This is a genomic window from Bradyrhizobium sp. UFLA05-109 (assembly GCF_054185165.1).
Genome location: NZ_JBBIAR010000019.1, coordinates 54,016 through 72,674, shown reverse-complemented (window position 1 = coordinate 72,674; position 18,659 = coordinate 54,016). Strand labels below are relative to the sequence as shown.

General features: G+C 56.8%; 16 protein-coding genes and 1 pseudogene. 11 read left to right on the top strand and 6 right to left on the bottom strand.

Going from position 1 to position 18,659, the window contains the following annotated elements; all coding sequences use genetic code 11:
- Window positions 1-262 precede the first annotated feature (262 nt).
- Genes Q3C01_RS16085 through Q3C01_RS16050 form a run of 8 tightly spaced genes read left to right on the top strand, consistent with a single transcriptional unit; the run spans window position 263 to window position 8,960 of the window.
- Window positions 263-1,648: an extracellular solute-binding protein gene (locus tag Q3C01_RS16085; RefSeq protein ID WP_458146294.1), complete on the top strand. Its 1,386-nt coding sequence runs from the start codon at window positions 263-265 to the stop codon at window positions 1,646-1,648.
- Entirely contained in the window at window positions 1,645-2,640 is a 996-nt protein-coding gene (locus Q3C01_RS16080; RefSeq protein ID WP_458146293.1) for a carbohydrate ABC transporter permease, read from the top strand. The genes Q3C01_RS16085 and Q3C01_RS16080 overlap by 4 nt, the downstream gene beginning before the upstream one ends.
- An 11-nt stretch (window positions 2,641-2,651) precedes the next feature.
- The gene (locus Q3C01_RS16075; RefSeq protein WP_458146292.1) at window positions 2,652-3,512 is read left to right on the top strand and encodes a carbohydrate ABC transporter permease; all 861 of its coding nucleotides are present in this window, start codon (window positions 2,652-2,654) and stop codon (window positions 3,510-3,512) included.
- Window positions 3,509-4,450 (top strand): ribokinase, encoded by a 942-nt coding sequence (locus tag Q3C01_RS16070; protein WP_458146291.1) that lies wholly within the window; start codon window positions 3,509-3,511, stop codon window positions 4,448-4,450. Before Q3C01_RS16075 ends, Q3C01_RS16070 begins: the two co-directional genes overlap by 4 nt.
- On the top strand, window positions 4,447-5,217 hold the full coding sequence (locus tag Q3C01_RS16065) for an SDR family NAD(P)-dependent oxidoreductase (protein WP_458146290.1): 771 nt from the start codon (window positions 4,447-4,449) through the stop codon (window positions 5,215-5,217). Before Q3C01_RS16070 ends, Q3C01_RS16065 begins: the two co-directional genes overlap by 4 nt.
- Window positions 5,210-6,037: an HAD-IIA family hydrolase gene (locus tag Q3C01_RS16060; protein ID WP_458146289.1), complete on the top strand. Its 828-nt coding sequence runs from the start codon at window positions 5,210-5,212 to the stop codon at window positions 6,035-6,037. The genes Q3C01_RS16065 and Q3C01_RS16060 overlap by 8 nt, the downstream gene beginning before the upstream one ends.
- On the top strand, window positions 6,037-7,149 hold the full coding sequence (locus Q3C01_RS16055) for an ABC transporter ATP-binding protein (protein ID WP_458146288.1): 1,113 nt from the start codon (window positions 6,037-6,039) through the stop codon (window positions 7,147-7,149). Before Q3C01_RS16060 ends, Q3C01_RS16055 begins: the two co-directional genes overlap by 1 nt.
- A 35-nt stretch (window positions 7,150-7,184) precedes the next feature.
- Window positions 7,185-8,960 carry a phosphoenolpyruvate hydrolase family protein gene (locus Q3C01_RS16050; RefSeq protein ID WP_458146287.1) on the top strand — a complete coding sequence of 592 codons (1,776 nt, stop codon included), beginning with the start codon at window positions 7,185-7,187 and terminating at the stop codon, window positions 8,958-8,960.
- Between the two features lie 6 nt (window positions 8,961-8,966).
- Here the strand turns inward: Q3C01_RS16050 and Q3C01_RS16045 are convergent, their stop codons facing one another.
- Entirely contained in the window at window positions 8,967-9,581 is a 615-nt protein-coding gene (locus tag Q3C01_RS16045; RefSeq protein WP_458146286.1) for a hypothetical protein, read from the bottom strand.
- A 561-nt stretch (window positions 9,582-10,142) separates the two neighbouring features.
- Between Q3C01_RS16045 and Q3C01_RS16040 the strand changes: the two genes are divergently transcribed.
- Window positions 10,143-10,562, top strand: coding sequence for a nuclear transport factor 2 family protein (locus Q3C01_RS16040; protein ID WP_458146285.1), 420 nt, complete (start codon window positions 10,143-10,145; stop codon window positions 10,560-10,562).
- A gap of 20 nt (window positions 10,563-10,582) precedes the next feature.
- Here Q3C01_RS16040 and Q3C01_RS16035 read toward each other — a convergent pair whose 3' ends face one another.
- From Q3C01_RS16035 to Q3C01_RS16025, 3 genes and pseudogenes are all read right to left on the bottom strand, one after another.
- On the bottom strand, window positions 10,583-10,927 hold the full coding sequence (locus tag Q3C01_RS16035; RefSeq protein ID WP_458146284.1) for a hypothetical protein: 345 nt from the start codon (window positions 10,925-10,927) through the stop codon (window positions 10,583-10,585).
- A pseudogene (locus Q3C01_RS16030) lies at window positions 10,927-11,094 on the bottom strand (IS5/IS1182 family transposase); the annotation flags it as partial. The gene Q3C01_RS16035 and the pseudogene Q3C01_RS16030, both read right to left, overlap by 1 nt.
- 203 nt (window positions 11,095-11,297) lie before the next feature.
- Window positions 11,298-12,107: a class I SAM-dependent methyltransferase gene (locus tag Q3C01_RS16025; RefSeq protein ID WP_458146283.1), complete on the bottom strand. Its 810-nt coding sequence runs from the start codon at window positions 12,105-12,107 to the stop codon at window positions 11,298-11,300.
- Window positions 12,108-13,253: 1,146 nt separating this feature from the next.
- Here Q3C01_RS16025 and Q3C01_RS16020 point away from each other — a divergent pair.
- Together Q3C01_RS16020 and Q3C01_RS16015 are read left to right on the top strand one after the other, a co-directional pair.
- Window positions 13,254-15,374: a prolyl oligopeptidase family serine peptidase gene (locus Q3C01_RS16020; protein ID WP_458146282.1), complete on the top strand. Its 2,121-nt coding sequence runs from the start codon at window positions 13,254-13,256 to the stop codon at window positions 15,372-15,374.
- A gap of 593 nt (window positions 15,375-15,967) precedes the next feature.
- Window positions 15,968-16,939 (top strand): LysR substrate-binding domain-containing protein, encoded by a 972-nt coding sequence (locus tag Q3C01_RS16015; RefSeq protein WP_458146281.1) that lies wholly within the window; start codon window positions 15,968-15,970, stop codon window positions 16,937-16,939.
- A gap of 6 nt (window positions 16,940-16,945) precedes the next feature.
- On the opposite strand, the gene Q3C01_RS16010 is transcribed toward Q3C01_RS16015, so the two are convergent.
- Window positions 16,946-17,314, bottom strand: coding sequence for a DUF3088 domain-containing protein (locus Q3C01_RS16010; RefSeq protein WP_458146280.1), 369 nt, complete (start codon window positions 17,312-17,314; stop codon window positions 16,946-16,948).
- Window positions 17,315-17,330: 16 nt separating this feature from the next.
- Window positions 17,331-18,584, bottom strand: coding sequence for an MFS transporter (locus Q3C01_RS16005; RefSeq protein ID WP_458146279.1), 1,254 nt, complete (start codon window positions 18,582-18,584; stop codon window positions 17,331-17,333).
- Between the last annotated feature and the right edge of the window lie 75 nt (window positions 18,585-18,659).

The following is an 18,659-nucleotide window of genomic DNA, read 5'->3' as shown; positions in this document are numbered from 1 at the left end:
CTGAGACGCTTCCGCCTTCATCCTCGGATTGTATTGTCTGTGGTGGAGAGAGTGCCCAAGGCTTGAAACGATCCGCTGTCGGGGTCGTGATAGCGAGATGCCAACGCGCGACCCTCATTTCCAAGTTACCCAATTTTACCCAACATTTGTCTTGAAGGGCCGCTAACGGCGAATGAATGACGGCTAGCCTTCGCGTGACTGCAGCCTTTCGAGAAGGGGAGGGCGCGTGGTTTGCGGGCCAAAGAGCCCATCGGAGGGAAACATGCCAAGGAAGCTCGCCGCTTTTCGCGGCCATTCGGCCGATTTTGCCAGAAGCGCTCTGATCTGCTCCACGCTTTGGGCCGGAACAGCCATAGCGGTTACTCAGGCCGTTGCCGACGATATTAACTGGCGGCAGTTCGAGGGTACGTCGATCGTCTGGGCTTACGACATTCATCCGTATGCCGACGCGGTCGCAGCCCAGTTGCCGGAGTTCGAGAAGCTCACGGGCATCAAGGTGACGCCGGAGCTTTATCCGGACGATGCCTATTGGAACAAGCTGACGATCCAGCTTAGCACAAAGTCACCAAGCTGGGACGTCGTGGGTACCGGGATTCAGCCAGCCTGGGATCTCGCACCTGGCCAGTTGCTTGAACCGCTCGATCGTTATCTGAGCGACCCAAAACTCACCGCGGCGACCTATGACTACAAGGATTTCTTCCCTGCATTGCGGGATGCGCTGACCTGGACAGTGAAGGAAGGGCAGATCGAGGCCGGAAGCGGCCAGGTGTGGGCCATCCCGCATGGCTTTGAAAACATCCAGCTGTTCTACCGTAAGGACATCCTCAACAAGTACGGCATCAACGTTCCGACGACTCCGCCGGAGATGTCCGCGGCTTGCGAGAAGCTGAAGACTGCGGACCCCGCGATTACGCCACTAGGCGTGCGCGGCGTGCGCTTTTGGAGCAGCATCCACACCGCTGCGATCTCGATTGCTAAATCGTATGGCGTGCGCGATTTCGTCATCAAGGATGGCAAGCTGGAGACAGGGCTGGACTCGCCCGAGTCGATCGCGTTCCACAAGGATTACGTGGACATGATCAAGAAGTGCGCGGCTCCGTCCTTTGCCAACGATAATTGGTACCAGGTCGTCGATGGCATCAATTCAGGGCGAACAGCGATGGCTATCGATTCCAATATGTTCGGCTTTTGGAATGACGTGGCCGGCAAGCCCGCCTCGGGTAAGATCGCATTCGCGCCCCCGTTGCACGGCCCGAACACCAAGACCTTCGAATCCAACATCTGGATCTGGTCTCTTGCGATGAACGCCGCGTCGCGGAAGAAGGGGGCAGCCTGGCTGTTCATCCAGTGGGCAACGTCAAAGCAGGTCGAGTTGAATGGCGCTGTTGCCGGCAAGCTCGTCAACTCTCCGCGGGCCTCCACGTGGAGCGACAAGGCGTGGCTCGAATATGCAGCAAAGCCGGAGTTCAACAACTTCGTCGAGACGTTCAAGACCGTGCAGGACAGGGCTGCACTTGCCTTTACGCCGCGTGTAGGCTTTGCCGAAGCAATGAATGCTTGGGCCGTCGCCATGCAGAAGATGGTCAATGGAGCTGACGTGAAGGCGACACTGGTCGATCTAGCGTCAGAGATCCGTTCGTCGATGTGAATGGCAAAGCATCACAGAGATCTAATGACATGGACCTTCGAGGATCCGACGGAATCGTGACGCTACAGTCCTCGGCCAGCCAACTCTCCACGTCAAAAGTTAGGGTAGAAAGGCGCGCCGAGGAGCCGCGCCGCGACTGGTGGAGCATTGCGGCGATCGCACCTGCTATCATCGTCTTGCTCGGGTTTCTGTTCCTCTTCTTCTATGGTGTCTTTCAGTCGCTCACCGACCTCAAGTTCGGTCGACTGATCGTCCACTTCGTCGGTCTCAGCAACTATGCTATGCTGATCAAGACACAGGATTTCTGGAACAGTGTTCGCGCCACGCTTGTCTACGCCGGATCCGCCGTAGTTGCGGAGGCTGCATTCGGTCTCGCACTTGCCAAGCTGTTCGCAACCGAAGTCTTCCTTGCGCGCGTGATGCGGCCGGTCATTCTGTTGCCGCTCGTCCTGCCCCCGATGAGCGTTGCCCTCATGTGGACGACGATGATGGACCCGCAGAACGGGATCATGAACTACTTACTGTCCCTTGTCGGGATTGGCCGATTTGCATGGATTTCAGATCCGACCACCGCAATGTTATCGCTCGTCCTGATCGACGTATGGACCTACACGCCATTTTTTGCGCTGATCATCTTTGCCGGCCTTCAGGGCATCAATGAAGAGGTGAGGGAGGCCGCGCGTGTCAACGGAGCAAAGGGGTGGGCAATCTTTCTGCATATCGAGTTGCCGCTGATCGCTCCGTACATTCTGATCGCGGCGGTGTTTCGGTTGATCGAATCCCTCAATCAGTTCGACATCATCTTCGGGACAACGCAAGGCGGTCCCGGAAATAGCACCTCCGTCCTGTCCGTGCGCGCCTACATCACTGCCTTCCAAAATCTCGCCTTTGGACGGGGGGCAGCTCTAATGGTCGTCAATTGGTTGATCGTGCTGGCTGGGACCTTCGTCATGGTCAAGTTGTGGCGGTTCGTTCGCCAGCGCGTTAGCTGAGGAGGCAATTTATGCGATTGAAACGCACAACCTCCGCAAATGTGATCCTCAACCTGCTCGTCGGAATTTGCGCGTTGATCCTGGCCTTTCCGCTCATTTGGGTCGTAATGATGTCGCTGAAGCAGCAGGCCGATGTGATGGCTTGGCCACCGACCTTCGTGTTCTCGCCGACATTGGACAATTTTCGTGTTTTGTTTGATGTCGCTCAGGCGGGAGCGACGAGTTATGGCACCATCAAGGTCGATTTCCTGACGCCGATCACGAATAGCGTCGTCATAGCGCTCGGCTCTGTCATCATCTCTGTGCTCGTGGGGGTGCCTGCCGGCTACGTCCTGGCGAGGCGCGACATACCCTTAAAGGAAGACATCGCTTTCTTCATTCTCGGATTTCGCTTTGCCCCCGTGCTGTTGGTTGTCATTCCGCTCTTCAGCGTTTTCCAGTCCATTGGACTCTATGACACTTATATCGGCATGATCTGGGTCTACCAGGTCGTCACATTGCCAATGATCGTTTGGCTAAGCCGCTCCTATATCGAAGACATCCCCAAGGACATCGAGGAAGCGGCTGCCATGGATGGCGCGAGGCCAGTCCGGGTCGTGTTGCACATCGTGCTGCCGCTTTTGAAGCCTGGCCTGATCGGCGCCTCGTTGCTGATCTTCCTGCTCGCTTGGCACAATTTCGCACTGGGGCTGATTCTCTCGTCAACCAAGGCGCCGGTGACCGTCGCCCTGCTCAAGCTGCTTAATCCGGGTGTGCAATTCTATCCCGTCATGGCCGCAGGATTGGTCGTGACGATGATCATTCCAGTCATTCTGATCGTCATCGGCCAGCGTCACCTCGAACGTGGCCTCACCTTTGGTGCCGTAAAATGAATGCCAGGCCGTTGATGTTCTTCGGAACGACCAATCTCGACCTCTGCTTCAATGTCGAGCGGTTGCCTACGCCCGGTGAAAGCCTGATGGGAACGTTAACCCGCCACGCGGGAGGGAAAGGCGCCAATCAGGCGGTTGCCGCTGCCCGGCTAGGGGTGAAGCCTCACTTCTACACGTGTCTCGGCGACGACGATGCCGGTCGTTGGCTGCTGCAGTCCCTGACGGAGGCCGGCGTTTGCACGGATGCGGTCAAGATTGCGCCAGGAGAAGTCTCAGGCTCGGCCCTGGTCATGGTCGGGGATGACGGCTCCAACATGATCGTCATCGACCCCGGCGCCAATCTGAACGTTACGTCGCAGATGATCGAGATTGCGGCCGAGTTCATCGCGCAGGACGCAATTGTGGTCGCCGAGATGGGCATGCCGATCGGAGCGCTTAACCGGCTCTTCGAGCTGAAGCGGGACAAGCGCTTCGAGCTGATCTTCAATCCCGCGCCGGTGAGGCCCGGCCTTCCATCGACGGCATGGAGATGCGTTGATTTCGTCACACCGAATCAGACGGAAGCCTTTGAGCTGACGGGAATTGAGGTCGACGACTTCGAGAGTGCTGCCCACGCTGCGCGAAAGCTTCTCGATCTCGGGCCACGTGCCGCGCTGATCACCCTCGGAGCGCAGGGCGCCTATTATGCAGATGAAATGCACTCCTTTGCTTTGCGGGCTTTTCCCGTAAAGGTCGTCGACACCACCGCCGCAGGGGACGCCTTCAACGGAGCATTCGCCGCGTCTCTCGCGCAAGGGCTGTCTTTGAGGGAAGCAGTGAGGAAGGCTCTGGCTGTAGCTGCCCTATGCGTGACGCGGCGCGGCGCTCAAAGCTCCATGCCGAGCGTCGAGGCAGTCGACGAGTTTCTAAAGTCTCACACGATCCTGGAGTTGGAATGACCGAACAGTTCTCAGTCTCAGATAGGACGGTGCTCGTGACCGGAGCCGGTGGCGGCATCGGCTCTGCCATCGTGAACGCATTTCGGGCAGGCGGGGCAAAAGTTCTTGCCACCGATGCAAACCTCGAAAGTCTCGAGGACACTTTGGCAAGCTTGCCCCATGGCAACGGTGTATTGCCGATGGCCATGGACGTCGCGCGCGAGCAAGACGTCACCATGGTTCTCGACGAGGTTGCGAGACGCTTTGGCCGGCTCGACGTGCTGGTCAACAATGCCGGTATCAAATCTGCACAGCCGCTCCTGAACGGTAATGCAGAGAAAATCGAACGGACCATCCAGATCAACTCGGTCGCTGTGTTGCGCTGCTCCAAACTAGCAATCGAGCGCTTCATGAAAGCCAAGGGCGGCCGCATCGTCAACATCGGCTCATCCCTATCCTCGCAGGGGGCAGTCTTCAACTACCAGGCGGGCGGCGCCGACTACTGCCTGTCCAAGGCGATCGTTCACGACGTCACCAAGCTGCTCGCCTACGAATGTGCGCCCCTCAAGATCAATGTGAACGCAATCGCGCCAGGGATCATCGATACGCCGATGCACGGGCGTCCGCGTGAGGAGACCGAAGCGCGCCACAGTGGCCGGATCCCCTGGGGACGGGTGGGGGTACCGGATGATATCGCAGGGTTGGCCGTTTTCCTCGCAAGTCCTGCAGCTTCCTACATAACCGGGCAGATCGTTCACGTGAACGGCGGGATGCTGATGAATGGCTAGCGGTAGCTCTTCCCCCAACTGGCCGCCAATCGAAGGGATTATTTCGGATCTCGATGGCGTCGTCTATCGCGGCAACGCTGCGATTATCGATGCGATCCAGGCATTCGGAGCCTGGCAGAAGGCCGGATTGCCGTTCTGCTTCGTGACAAACAATTCCACCCATACACCGCAAGATGTCGTCCGCAAATTGCAAGGTTTTGGTCTTTCCGTCGCACCGAAAGACGTTGTCACAAGCGCCATCACCGCCGCGGAGCTGATCCGTGCGAAATACCCGAACCTCATGCGCATATTTGTCATCGGCGCACCGTCCCTTGTGAAAGCCATGGCCGACGTGGGGCTCGAGGTTACCGATCGAAAGCCTCAAGCAGTCGTCATGGGGCTCGACCGTCAGATCACGCATGAGAAACTGCGAATTGCGGTCGAAGCGATCTTGAACGGAGCTGCCTTCATCGGCACCAATCCAGATCTCCTCTTGCCGACCGCTAGCGGATACGAGCCGGGCGCAGGAGCAACGATCACCGCTGTGGCGGCTGCCACGCAAGTCAAGCCCTTGATCATTGGTAAGCCCGAGCCGCACATGATCGAGACCGCACTTGCGCGTCTGGGGACGGCGCGCGGCTCCACATTGTTGATTGGCGACCAGATTCAGACCGATATTCAGGCCGGGAAACGAGCCTGCCTGCGGACCGTGCTGGTTACTACGGGGGTACCCCCCAGAGAGGATCCATTACTGGCGCCGCCCGATTTCATCGTGTCCAGCCTGGAAGAGATTGAGGTGAGGCCGCCGCTAGCTGGAAGCTCGCGACAGAGGAGTGTCTGATGTCCGATGTGCGTTTGGAAGGCGTCAATAAGGCCTATGGGAGCATCCAGATCCTGCGGAATATCGATCTGACTATCGATCACGGCGAATTCGTCGTCTTCGTTGGGCCATCCGGGTCGGGCAAGTCGACGCTGCTGCGAATGATCGGTGGGCTGGAGCGAATCAGCGGAGGACGGCTCTTGATCGACAACGAGGTCGTCAACGATGTTGACGCGGCCGACCGAAACCTCGGCATGGTGTTTCAGAGCTATGCTCTTTATCCGCACATGACCGTGCAAGAGAACCTTGCCTTTCCTCTGCGCATGGCCAAAGTGCCGAAAGACGAGATCGGTATTAGGGTCGCTGAGACTGCGTCGTTGTTGCAGATCGATCACCTGTTGGAGCGCAAACCTCGGCAACTCTCAGGAGGACAACGCCAGCGCGTGGCCATTGGACGCGCCATCGTGCGCGAACCCAAAGTGTTCCTGTTCGACGAGCCGCTCTCGAACCTGGATACCGAGTTGCGGGTGCAGATGCGGGTGCAGATTGCCAAGCTGCACAAGCAGCTTGGAAACACCATGATCTATGTGACCCACGACCAGGTCGAGGCCATGACGATGGCCGACAAAATCGTCGTGCTCAAGGACGGCAACATCGAGCAAGTGGGGAGTCCGCACGATCTCTATCACAATCCGGCTTCTCGTTTCGTGGCCGGGTTCATCGGCTCGCCCAAGATGAATTTCCTCAACGGCCACATCGAGGCGGCGCACGCGGAGGGCATGAACATCAAGCTCGACGCCGGCGCGACGGTCTCCGTCCCCGTTCTGCCTGATCAAATGCTTGTCGGCAAGCCGATCGCGCTCGGAATTCGGCCAGATGATTTCTCTCCATCCGTGGCGGGGCAGACCGATATCGGGATCGAGCTCGACGTCGATTTCGTCGAGCATCTTGGCAGCGTCACCTACATCTACGGCAACGCTGGCAAGGAATCGGTGGTCGCAAAAGCGCCCAATCCCCAGCCGCCCAAAACGTCCGGCAAGGTTCGTCTGGCCGCTTCGCCAGCGGACTTCCACCTCTTCATGTCGAACGGAAAGGCGCTACGCCGGTTGCACGCGCCCGCAAATTGGAGCTAGCTTTTAAACCAGCCCTGCAGGAGGCGGGGCCGGTAATGCACACGCGGACCGATCAGGTAAAGCGCGGCAGTATCAGGCAGTTCTTCCGGAACTCCCGTTCGTTCGTGCTTGGGGCGGGAATCGGATCTGGTATGACCGCAAGAGCGGCCGAACGCGCGGGCGCAGATTTCGTGCTTGCGCTAAATGCCGGCCGTTTTCGCGCCATGGGAGGGTCTTCGCCGGCCTCAATCCTTCCAATCCGAAACGCCAACGAATTCGTGGCCGGCTTTGGCCGGACCGAGATCCTGCCTAGCACGAAATTGCCGGTATTCTTCGGGGCCTGTACTTTCGATCCGCAGCTCGATATCGACGGTTTTCTGGACCGCATCATCAGGTGGGGCTTCTCTGGGGTCAGCAACTTCCCGTCCGTCATCCACATCGATGACTACAGGCGATCATTGCTTGAAAAGTCCGGCCTGGGCTACGCGCGAGAAATCGAGCTTCTGGTGAAGGCTGCCAGACGTGGCCTGATGACGATCGCCTACACCCGCACCCAATCCGAAGCACGACGCATGGTCGAGGCAGGAGCCGAGACCATCTGCATCAACTTCAATCTCAACCGGGGGATCGAAAGTGGGGCCGACCCATCGATCAGCCTGTCGGAGCTTGCCGCGCGCACCAGCGCCGTGGCACGCGTCGCTCAATCCATCGACAGAAACGTGATCTGCCTGCTCGGCGGCGGACCGATTACGAAGCCTGACGAGCTCTTGGATATCTGCCGCGAAACAGGTATCCAGGGCTTCATCGGCGGCTCTTCGCTCGATCGCGTCCCGTTAGAAATGTCGGTTCTTGAGGTCACCTCCGGCTTCAAGACCATTCACTTGCTGCGCGAGAAGGTCGATCTCCTTGAGCGCCAGCTCCAGTTAAGCGGCTTCAGGCACGGCATCATCGCGCAGTCGTCAGTCATGAAGCGCGTCCTGGAGACCACCAGGCGCTTGGCTGGCAATCCCAATCCTGTGCTCGTCTGGGGCGAGGCGGGATCAGGCAAGCGCCGAATAGCAAATCTCATTCATGCCTTCAGCGACCGGAAACACACGAAGGCGGCGCTGTTTCACTGCCGGCCGGGTCCGGCAATCGACACGGTCGGTGCGCTGTTCGGAGCCGAGGGCGATGAGCACAGGAGACGCCAACTATCGCTCCTGGAAGCTACAAGCGATTCTGCGCTCTTGCTAATGCATGTCGATCAGCTGTCGCGGGATGGGCAAGAGCGTCTTGCCGACTATCTCGAGACCGGTAGTTTCACGCCGCTGAACGGCGCATCCGTTATAAGGTCAAGCGCCCGGATCGTCGCAACGGCAACAGTGGCTCGCGGGGCGGGCTTGGAAAGTGTTCTATGTCCCCGCCTTCTTGCCTTCTTTGTTGGGCTCGACATAGAACTACCCGCTTTGCCAAATCGGCTTGAGGACCTACCGCAGCTCATTCAGCATTTTACAGTCGAAGCCAAAGGAGATTCCAGCGCGCAAACGCTGGCGATAGAGAAGTCTGCGTTCTTGGCGCTTGCGGGCCATCATTGGCCCGGCAATCTTCGAGAGTTGCGCCAGATCGTCAAACAACTTGTAACGTTGAAAGACACACATATCGTCAGTGAGGTCCTCAAGCCACTTTTGAGCGCGGCCTCACCCACCAAGCCCAAAGCGGCATTTTCCGAGCGTGAGTGGATCATCGAAGGCTTGAAACGAAACAGGCTCCATCGCGGAAAGACCGCCCGTTCTCTGGGGCTTTCAAGAAAGACGCTTTACAACAAGATCAAGAAGCTACGGATCCTGGAGTAGCCTACCTCACTTCTTGCGCACAGGTCGCTTCGGAGCCGTCGTATTCAAAAGCGAGAACTTTGGTATGGACGATCCCTGTTGGCCAAGGCTGACCAACTCCATCTCGTCACAAACCCTCAGCGCAAGAGCTTCTTCCGGCAAGTACACTATACCTTCGAGTTGCGAACCAAGTCGGCTCTCTGCCTGTATGATTTCAGAATCCCTGCTAGCAACGAACAAAACTTTGAATCCCATACTTGCGAACCATTCCATACGTCGAATTTCGAGCTCTGGTCCGGTATTGACCGGCATGCCAGCCGTCGGCCGCTCGATAATGGTTGCAGGCGGGAAATTGACGACGCCGGAAATTCTCGCTTCTTTCAATAACTCGGCAAAATCCTCCCAGCAGGCGAAGGGATCGATCATAACTATCGCCGCATAGGCACGAACCGACATTTTCTTATGGAGGTTGCGGAGGTCCTGCAAAAGGCAGTCGTTCCAATCGATGACAGGCAAGGTCGCCATTACGAGCATGGAGCCTTCGGGGAGACGCCGCAATGACGGCGCGTAGATCTCCAAAGTCGCGCGTTTATGCCCAGCCGATAGATGTGTAGCAAGCTTGCAGATGACCGTGGCCTTCACCGCTCCTACCCAATCTTACCCGTTCGGATGTATGACCAATCTTATACGTCGTTTCAGGCCCGTCTAGACCACCCGTTGTTAAGAACGAACCGAGGGAAAATCGTGTGTTGCCACACGGATGGCCAAGGGGCGGTCTGGGACGGTCATTGTCTGAGATTGCGTGACGGGTGGATATCTCGATCCGCGCGCCCACGGGCGAGCAAGCATTACATTTATCAATCCTCGATCGATACCTCACAAGCTAGATCGGAGCTTGCACTCCGCATGCTGCCGCCGCCTCCAGGGAAGATACTAAGGTCTCCGAAATCTGTCCGAAATTGGGAACGCAAACACAATGCGATCGGATACACGGCGGTGGCTGTCTCCGATATCCCTTGGAGCGACCGACTCTCTCGGATCCGCTGGCAGACCGGTTAGTCTGCTTTCCTCCCTAGACTTAGGCCGCTGCTAGAGAAATCTCGCAGCGGTCTTTTTTGGGGAGCTCTGACCTCATTCATTGAAGGTGCGACCAGGTGCTGACGACCTCTCCTTAAGGATGATTCGAGGCTCGCGGGCAACGACATGGCCATTCCGTCCCACAGCTCCGCTGAACAGGTGTTCACCGTGATCGACGACAAAGTTGTGCTGGATGTGCGCGCGTTTTTGCAGCTTTGGGCGCGAGCTTTCAACTCTCACAAGCTGGAGCATCTGGTTGCGTTATATGCAGATGAGGCGCTGCTTCACGGTACGTCTAGCTCAACGCTCTATGTCGGTGTCGAACAAATACGCACTTACTTCCATGGCACTCCGGTAGCAACGTTCGATGTATGGTATTGCTCCAGATTGGCGGTCGACGTTGTTATGGTCGTCGGGAAATATACGTTTTTCGAAATGCGGGATGATCAGTATGCGGCGACACCCGCTCGTTTTACTTTTGTACTTCGCCGCTATGACGGCGCCTGGAAAATTCTACACCATCATTCATCCGCCAACCCCATTTAGTTAGCAGGCTGTTGAAGAACTCAGACGCGTTCGCAAACGAAGGCTGAATCCTCGCCATTATGGATGTAGAAGTGGCCGACGAGCCTGCCTGCAGTGCCGATCATAGCCCATCCGCGACCACAGGACGGATCATTCTCGTCGTGCCCTTCCCATGAGAACTCGGCGCAGGCCGATCCGTCGCGGGTGCCGTAACGCACGTCCAGGAAGCCCTTGAGAGCCCCAAAGGCGATTTCGCCGTCGGACTTGCCCGTGAAGGTGAGATGCGCCTCTTCGACAAGACCGAGGAAGTCGCTGTCCCAGACGTCCATCTCGACGATGCGCCAGCGGCCGACAAAGGCCTTGGCGAAGCCGGGCACCTTGGCCATCAGCCGGTCTCCGCGATCAGCTTGGGCAGGCGTACCAGATTGTAGGCGGTGGCAACGAAGGTAAAAGTCCATCCCACGCGATCATGGCCTTGGAAGTTGGTCTTCTCTTGCCCGGCGACCGTCTTGATCCAGCCGAACGCCTCCTCGATCCGCTTGCTGACGGCATAGACCGTCTTCTCCGGACTTACCTTTTCGAGGCAGTGACCGTTCTGCTTCATCAGACGAAAAATGGTCCTCTCGTAATCCAGCCAGTGTTGTGATCGCTCATTCGGGGCTAGCCGAAATTCAGCCCGACTGCTTCTAAAATCCCATAACACTACTTTTGCTAGTTGAGCTCGTAGGCGAAAAGCATTCGATGACAACCAGCTTTTCAGCCAGGTCGATGAAAGTGCTCCTCGGTGCCTCTCGTCAGTAGACAAGCGGCTTGTTGCCCCGAATAAGATATCCAATTGACGCCATAGTTGGTCTCGCGGATGAATTCGTCGAAAGCTAATCTTTCATGCTTCTCGAACCCTACGTAATTGAAATATTCGTCAAACACAATAACGCATCCCGGACGAATCTGAGACTTGAGCCCCGTAAAAATGCTTCTCGTACTTGAATATATGTCGCAATCGACGTGGATGAACGCAACGGGCAGCTCGCGCCGAGCAAACACCGGAATCGTTTCTTCAAACAGACCAACAATAAGCTCGACGTTCTCCGGAACGTCAGGCGCCTTACCTCCACGATCGAAGTCCACTGGAAGGTATCCGTTCCAGCGCTCCGGGAGGCCATTAAAGCTATCGAAGCCATAAAACCTCCGCTCTGGAAATCTTTCGGCCATGGTGCTGATAGTGTAACCGCTATAGACGCCGAACTCGAGGGCAACACCCGTACCCGCTTTTGACAAGGCATCAAACCTGAACTCATCGTGATCGGCAAAAAAAATAGCGTCCGCCATTTCTGTGCGGATGATCTCAATGGCTTGTTCCTGCGCAATCGTAGACAAAGTCCGAAACAAGCTATGGTTTGTTCTGGGTAGCCCGTACATTTCCGCAGCAGTTACAAGTTTGCGCAGGTGTTCATTTGCAATGTCCTGCTTGCTAAGCATTGTCGACAAAGCATTGGCGACCTCGCTGGTGGCATTTTCTAGCCGATCAATTGCTGCCAATAAGCGATCATCAACCGCTTCTTTCATCGCGTCATTCCGTTTGACTAAAGATCAATTGCTCTCATCGATCCCACAACGAATATATTCCATCGAAGCTGCAATTGCACGGGAGTTTGAACAAGCGGCGCAAACGGCCAAGAGCTAATCGTCGGAAATTGTCGGCATCTTGGCCTTTCATCGGCACCTATTAGCGATCAACATTAAGAAGCGTCGGTACCACGTCTGAACCGCGTCATTGTTCGTCTTTTGGTCGGCCCCCTTATCTCAGACTACCACTCGAGCTTTGAGACGGCGCCGGGAGAGGAGCGGGCGCGGGACTAGATCAGCTAAGTGTGCCGTCCAGCGCGATCGTGCATGGCAGCGAGCCGCAATGTGCGAGCGAAACGTGCCAAGCATCGGATTTGATTCTGATCGGAGACGATGTGCCAGCGGATCGGCTGTTTGAGATAGAGGTGTCGAAACGATCGCAGGAAGGTCGGTGCATTGGAACTATTAGCCCCATTTGAGCTCTGCTATGGCATCTAGCTTGTTAGGAGCCCTCCATCTCAATCAACTACTAGACATGCTAGTTGACGACGGCACTGCGGCGCATTCGGTGACTGGTGGATTAGGGCTTGTGGGCGCGCGAAGAGCTTGCCGCACCGACAGGCGGAGGAAATACAAGATCTTTCTCCTGGCCAGGAAGAGCCGAGCTGTCCGATAACTATTTGGAGCACCTCTTCGGATGGCTTGGAAGATCGCCATGTACGCCGTCCTTAACCTGATCGCGATCTGGCCGCTGATCAACGCCGCTGTTCCTTGTCGGGGTGACCGCCGCGGACAAATCTGCCCGATAGCGCCGAAGCTGGGAGGAACCTACACATATGGTAGGACTGCGCTGGCGCGCGGTGCATGGGTGTGTCCCTTCCTGACCACAGAAGATCGAAAATACCGGCAATGTCTGACAGGCGATCCCGCCGACGCGTTGCCCGTGTTTGCTTGGCAATCAATGTCGGGAATCGGACATCGTCGGTGCAGCCCTGAGTAGCTGAAACGTCCGACTCTTTAGCCGGCACGCAGTTTGCAGTGAATGGTCCGCAAGCTGCGCTATGCCATGCGTTGCGTGCTTTCCGCCGCTTCTGCTTGACGCGCCAGGCGTGTTCGTGGCCCGTCGATCTCATCTGGAGAAAGTCCATGAACGCATCATCTCTCTCCGCCGCCCCGCCATCGATTGCCCGGACCGCGTCCACAACGCCCGCGCAAGAGCGAACGACGTTGGTGGAGGCTGATGATCCATTCGTCTGGCTCGAGGACGTCGAAGGACAAACCGCATTGGCTTGGGCTCGCGCCGAAAACGAGAAGACACTCGGGGTCCTCCAGGCAGATCCCCGCTATCAGCGCTTCTACGAACAGGCGCTCACCATCCTGCAGTCCAAGGATCGCATTGCATATGTTTCGTTGGGACGCCGCGGCTTAGAAAATTTTTGGAAAGACGAGGACCATGTGCGCGGCGTCTGGCGGCGCACCACGCTAGAACGCTATCGTAGCCAAGATCCACAATGGGAAACCATCCTCGATGTGGACGCATTGGCCATTGCCGAGAACAAGAATTGGGTGTTTCAAGGTGGCAGTTGCCTTCCGCCTGAAGAGCGCCTCTGCCTAATTAGTCTTTCCGATGGCGGCAAGGATGCCGCGTCCATACGCGAGTTCGACAGTGAGACCAAGTCCTTTGTTGCTGACGGCTTTTATCTTCCGGAGGGCAAGCAGAACGTCAGCTGGGTGGATAGTGACACACTCCTTGTTGCACGAGACTGGGGAAGGGGGTCTTTGACGCAGGCCGGCTACCCCTTTGTGGTGAAGGAGCTCAAACGCGCTCAGCCGCTCGATGAGGCTCGCGAGATCTTTCGCGGCGAGCCTACCGACGTTCAGACGCTGCCATTAGTGCTTCGAGACAGTGAAGGACGTATACATGCGACCGGCGCCGTCCGTGCCATCAGCTCTGTCGAGTGTGAGTACGTGGTCTTCCGCCCCGATGGGCCCATCAAGCTCAATCTGCCGAAGAAGGCGGCGATAGTCGGACTCGCGAGCGGCCGCCTGCTAGTGAACCTTGACGAAGAATGGGAGCCAGATGACGTCAGATTTGGGGCCGGCTCGCTGATTTCGTATGACTTAGCCGAATGGAAACAGGATCCGCTGCGCGCTAAAGCCTCGCTTGTCTTCCAACCTGGGCCCCGCCAGGCCCTGAGCGGGTTCAGTAGCACAAAGAATTTCTTAATCCTGACGATCCTTGAGAACATTCAGAGCAAAGCGTTCCTTTATAAGTACGATCAGAAAGCTTGGTCGTCGGAACCGATCCCACTGCCGCAACATACAAATGTAAACGTGTCGGCCGCGTCCGAGCAAGCGGACCAGGCAATGTTCACGGTCTCGGACTACCTCAGGCCAACATCAATCTGGTATTTTGATGCCGAAACCCAAAACGTTGAGGAATTGAAGACCACTCCTACCGCCTTTGATGCGTCCAATCACGTCGTGGACCAGTTCGAAGCGACTTCGCGTGATGGCACGTCAATTCCCTATTTTCTGGTGCGGGTGAAGTACGCGACGTTTGACGGCGACATCCCAACACTTCTTTATGGCTATGGCGGGTTCCAGGCTTCGCTTCTGCCCTCGTATCTTGGACCCGTGGGACGGCTCTGGCTCGAACAGGGCAATGCCTATGTCGTTGCGAATCTGCGCGGGGGCGGCGAGTTTGGTCCACAATGGCATCAAGCAGCCCAGGGGGCAATGAAACAGACGACATGGGATGATTTCATTGCCGTTGCCGAAGACCTGATCCGCCGCAAGATTACAAGTCCGCGCCGGCTAGGAGTAATTGGCGGCAGCCAAGGTGGCCTACTCGTGGGCGCCGCAATCACCCAACGTCCCGAGCTCTTCAACGCGGCGATCATGCAGGTGCCGCTGTTTGACATGCTTCGATACACCAGCCTGGGCGCGGGCGCCTCCTGGATTGCCGAATACGGTGATCCCGCCGTCGCCGAGCACCGTTCGTGGATTGAACCCTACTCGCCCTATCAGAAGCTGGCATCGGGCAAGACCTACCCCGCTCCCTTAATTCTTACCTCAACCAAGGATGACCGCGTGCATCCAGCGCACGGGCGCAAGGCTGCCGCGAAACTCGCCGCGCTGGGCCAGCCTTACTTCTACTACGAGAACATCGATGGGGGACACGCTGCCGCGGCCAATCTCATCGAATACGCACGTCGACTGGCGCTCGAATACACCTATGCATCGAAAAGGCTTTGTTCGCAGTAAATTCAGCGGAGGGGCTTATCGAAGCAGACAATTCCAGAACCATTGCTTATCTCGACGTCATCACGTCCTCTGCCTGTATTGACCGAGGCGGACGCGCGGCTAAAGCAGCGAACCACCCAATCGGCGGGCAAGATACGATGCCGGATCTTGAGATTGATTGGAGGAATTCCATGAGCGCGAGAAGCGTTCGAAGGCAAGCCCGTTAACTAGCTGCTCGTCTTGCAGCGTGGCTAGCCCGGCGGCATCTCCGTCGACGGGCAAAGTGTTGCAGAGCCTGATCGGTCCAGGACTTGCCATTCCAACTCAAATTCCGTTGCCTCCTTCTGGAGGAGATCGCACAGCAATGAACGCTGCACCGAGCGGGAATCTAACGCAACCGTACCTCAAGGACGACAAGACCGGAAGCGTCCGTGTGTCTCGACCGAAACTGGGCAGCGAACTTGATCGGTGGACTCGCGTTGATAGGCCTAGCACCGAAGAGGTCTCAGTCCTCAAGTGTGTCCAACCAGCCAGCAATAGCGGTCGTTGGCGCTGGGAAGGAGCTCAACAACAAATAACTCATCGCAGTTAGCTGCGCCCATGAGGTAAGTCAGATGCGCAAGTTACCTATTCTGAAAAGCCTTCATTTATTTGAGGCGGTTAGCGAGTTTCCAAGCTTCTCAAGGGCGGCCGAGCGGCTAAACATGACGCCCGGCGCGGTAAGCTACCAGATGCGCCTTCTCGAGGATTGGTTCGGCAAGAGGCTATTCGTTCGCCGTAGTTCGGGCGTGCGGCTGACATCCGACGGCGATCAGCTAAAGAGCAGCTGTTCGAGCGCGTTCACAATGCTCGAGAAAGAATGCTATGAGCTACGAAGGAACGATGCAGGACGTTCCGTAGTGGTGGGGTGCTCAACCACATTTTTGTCCCACGGCTTGTTGCCTCGTCTTGGTGCGTTCCGCCAACGCTATCAGGACATTGATTTTGTCTTTGAGACCGAGGCCGATCTAGATGCGCTGGCTGTTGGTGCGTTGGATGTATTGTTCGTTTGCGGCTTGTTGAAGCGGCCGCTTCCGGCTTGTGAGGTGCACGTAGCGAACGAGATGATTGGCCCTGTCTGTTCGCCTGCTACGCTCAAGGCAATCAAAAGCCCGCAAGAGATTTTGTCTATTCCTCTGCTGCACGAGGCCGCCAGATTGGACGCCTGGAGCCAATGGGCCAGCGCGGCTGCAATATGCTTACAGAGGTCGCGCCGCGTCGTGTTCGACACATTTTCCTTGGCTGTGGAGGCGGCAAAAAGTGGGCTTGGAGCCGCGATTTCCCCGCAAATTCTGGTCCGAAGCAACCTTGAGAAGGGAGAGCTTGTGGCTCCCTTTGGCTTTGTGCCGGTCGATCGCTCAATCTACATGTTTGTCAATGAGCACACGCGAAATATTGCGGCTGTTAACGAGTTTGAACGCTGGGTACTGCCGGAACTACTAGGCTGGAGTCATCAGCCATCGCCTGTCCCAGGCCGCAACTCGCAAGATCAAGCAGGCCGCTCAATCGAAGCTTCCCCTGGGCCAATGCTGGTGTCAACCCGATGATGACCATCATGGCCAAGGCGCCACTCTTCCGGGATAAGGCGCCGGAAATCCGTGACGCACAGCTAAACAATGAAGGATTGCAAATGGATCGTCGACATAGGCGAGCCCGTTCGCGTACTTCGCATTCTCCGGTGCAGGGCCTCCCTTCTCGAGAATAAGAGCGGGCGCGGACTGATGATCCTGGCCAAGCCTCTCGATGAGTGCCGTTCGTGGCTTGGCCCAGGCAACCCGACGAACGTCGAGCATCGCAGCGCGGCTTGGAAACGCGGACAGCACCCCGTCCAATAGCAAGCAGTGCCAGCAATAGAATTCTCGTCCTGGCAAGGACGGATCTGCAAACGAGCGTTCTAAAAGAAACAACTGATCCCATGGCATCGCGTGAATCCCTGAACTACCGATCGACCGGACATGAACCTTGAGAGTGCCTTGATCTCACCACTGCAAAGGTCGCAACAGCGAAGGCAACAAATGCGCTTGCCGCGCATAGAAGCACGATCTTGCCGAAAGGGAGCCGGTCACCTAAAAGCGAGACAGCGATGCCGTTCCCCGCAACCCCGCTAAAGGTACAACATTGAAATAACCCGGAAAGGCGGCCGGCTCGATCCGGAGCAACTGCAGAGACCATGTGCGTGTGGGCGGCAGCCGCAAATAGTTGGCCAAAGCCGAGCATCGCGCTGCTGGACGCGATGACCACAGTCAGGCCGGCATCGAGCGACATGATCGCAAGGCATGCCGCAAGCAGCATTGCGGCCCCGGCGACCGTTGGCAAGGCGCCCAACAGGTTGAAAATCGGCTTGACGGCTAGCGCCCCGAGCAGGGCCAAAACGCCGTTGCTCATGACGATTGTCAATATAAGGCCTTTGTCGAGAACCCCTCCAGTTGTGGCACGTATAGCGGGATAGACATTGATGATGCCCGCGCCAAGATTGAGCAGAAAGACAGCAAGGAATGCGGGATAGAGCGGTGTCAAATCCAGGAGGGTTCCGGAAGGCTGCTTCTCAAGGATTGCTGGTGTCCTTCTGAACTGCAGCTTAATGCCAAGAAGCACGATCAACGACAGGATGATCGCCGATAAGTTGAACGCCAAGACGCCAGGTAGGTGCAATTGGTTGGAGAGCATGGCACCTGCAAACATTCCGATCAGATAGGTTAGCAGGTCAATATTGGCAATGTTGCGCAGCACCGAGATCATGCCGTCTTTCGATGTGATACGACGGAAGAAAGAAACTTCCGCAGACAAGTAAATGGGCTGGACCAGACTTAGGACGGCCATTGAGGCATAGCTCATAAAGGAATCCGCTCCGTCGGTGCCGAAGATGGCGAGCAGTGCGCATATGCGAATCGCATTGACGATCATCATGGCGGAGATCGGGTCACGTCTGTCGACCAGCGGCGACAAGAAAAGGCTCCCAAGCATGATAGGCGCAAAACTGAAGGCAACGCCGAGACCCGCGGCGCTCATGCCGGATTGGAGAAGGCCGATCAGGATGCCGATTCGGAACGCCCAGCCGCCGATCTGAACGATCAGATGCGATAGATAAACCAATTGTCGTGTGCTCGACCCGCTCATTTCTAGCTCATCGAAAATGTCATCGGGTTCGCTTGATGCGGAAGCGAAAATGACGCTGGTCTTGTGCCGCCACATCGGTGTGATGAGCCGACAAGGGTATGACGAACGCTCTTGCAACAGGACGACTGGTCAGAAGGCATCATATCTGCC

Bases quoted from the DNA above. Each gene is read 5' to 3' on its own strand.
- Q3C01_RS16020 (WP_458146282.1), top strand. From the start codon at position 13,254: ATGAACGCATCATCTCTCTCCGCCGCCCCGCCATCGATTGCCCGGACC.
- Q3C01_RS16010 (WP_458146280.1), bottom strand. From the start codon at position 17,314: ATGCCATGGGATCAGTTGTTTCTTTTAGAACGCTCGTTTGCAGATCCG.
- Q3C01_RS16005 (WP_458146279.1), bottom strand. From the start codon at position 18,584: ATGTGGCGGCACAAGACCAGCGTCATTTTCGCTTCCGCATCAAGCGAA.
- Q3C01_RS16040 (WP_458146285.1), top strand. From the start codon at position 10,143: ATGGCCATTCCGTCCCACAGCTCCGCTGAACAGGTGTTCACCGTGATC.
- Q3C01_RS16085 (WP_458146294.1), top strand. From the start codon at position 263: ATGCCAAGGAAGCTCGCCGCTTTTCGCGGCCATTCGGCCGATTTTGCC.
- Q3C01_RS16050 (WP_458146287.1), top strand. From the start codon at position 7,185: ATGCACACGCGGACCGATCAGGTAAAGCGCGGCAGTATCAGGCAGTTC.
- Q3C01_RS16070 (WP_458146291.1), top strand. From the start codon at position 3,509: ATGAATGCCAGGCCGTTGATGTTCTTCGGAACGACCAATCTCGACCTC.
- Q3C01_RS16065 (WP_458146290.1), top strand. From the start codon at position 4,447: ATGACCGAACAGTTCTCAGTCTCAGATAGGACGGTGCTCGTGACCGGA.
- Q3C01_RS16075 (WP_458146292.1), top strand. From the start codon at position 2,652: ATGCGATTGAAACGCACAACCTCCGCAAATGTGATCCTCAACCTGCTC.
- Q3C01_RS16060 (WP_458146289.1), top strand. From the start codon at position 5,210: ATGGCTAGCGGTAGCTCTTCCCCCAACTGGCCGCCAATCGAAGGGATT.
- Q3C01_RS16035 (WP_458146284.1), bottom strand. From the start codon at position 10,927: ATGGCCAAGGTGCCCGGCTTCGCCAAGGCCTTTGTCGGCCGCTGGCGC.
- Q3C01_RS16025 (WP_458146283.1), bottom strand. From the start codon at position 12,107: ATGAAAGAAGCGGTTGATGATCGCTTATTGGCAGCAATTGATCGGCTA.
- Q3C01_RS16055 (WP_458146288.1), top strand. From the start codon at position 6,037: ATGTCCGATGTGCGTTTGGAAGGCGTCAATAAGGCCTATGGGAGCATC.
- Q3C01_RS16015 (WP_458146281.1), top strand. From the start codon at position 15,968: ATGCGCAAGTTACCTATTCTGAAAAGCCTTCATTTATTTGAGGCGGTT.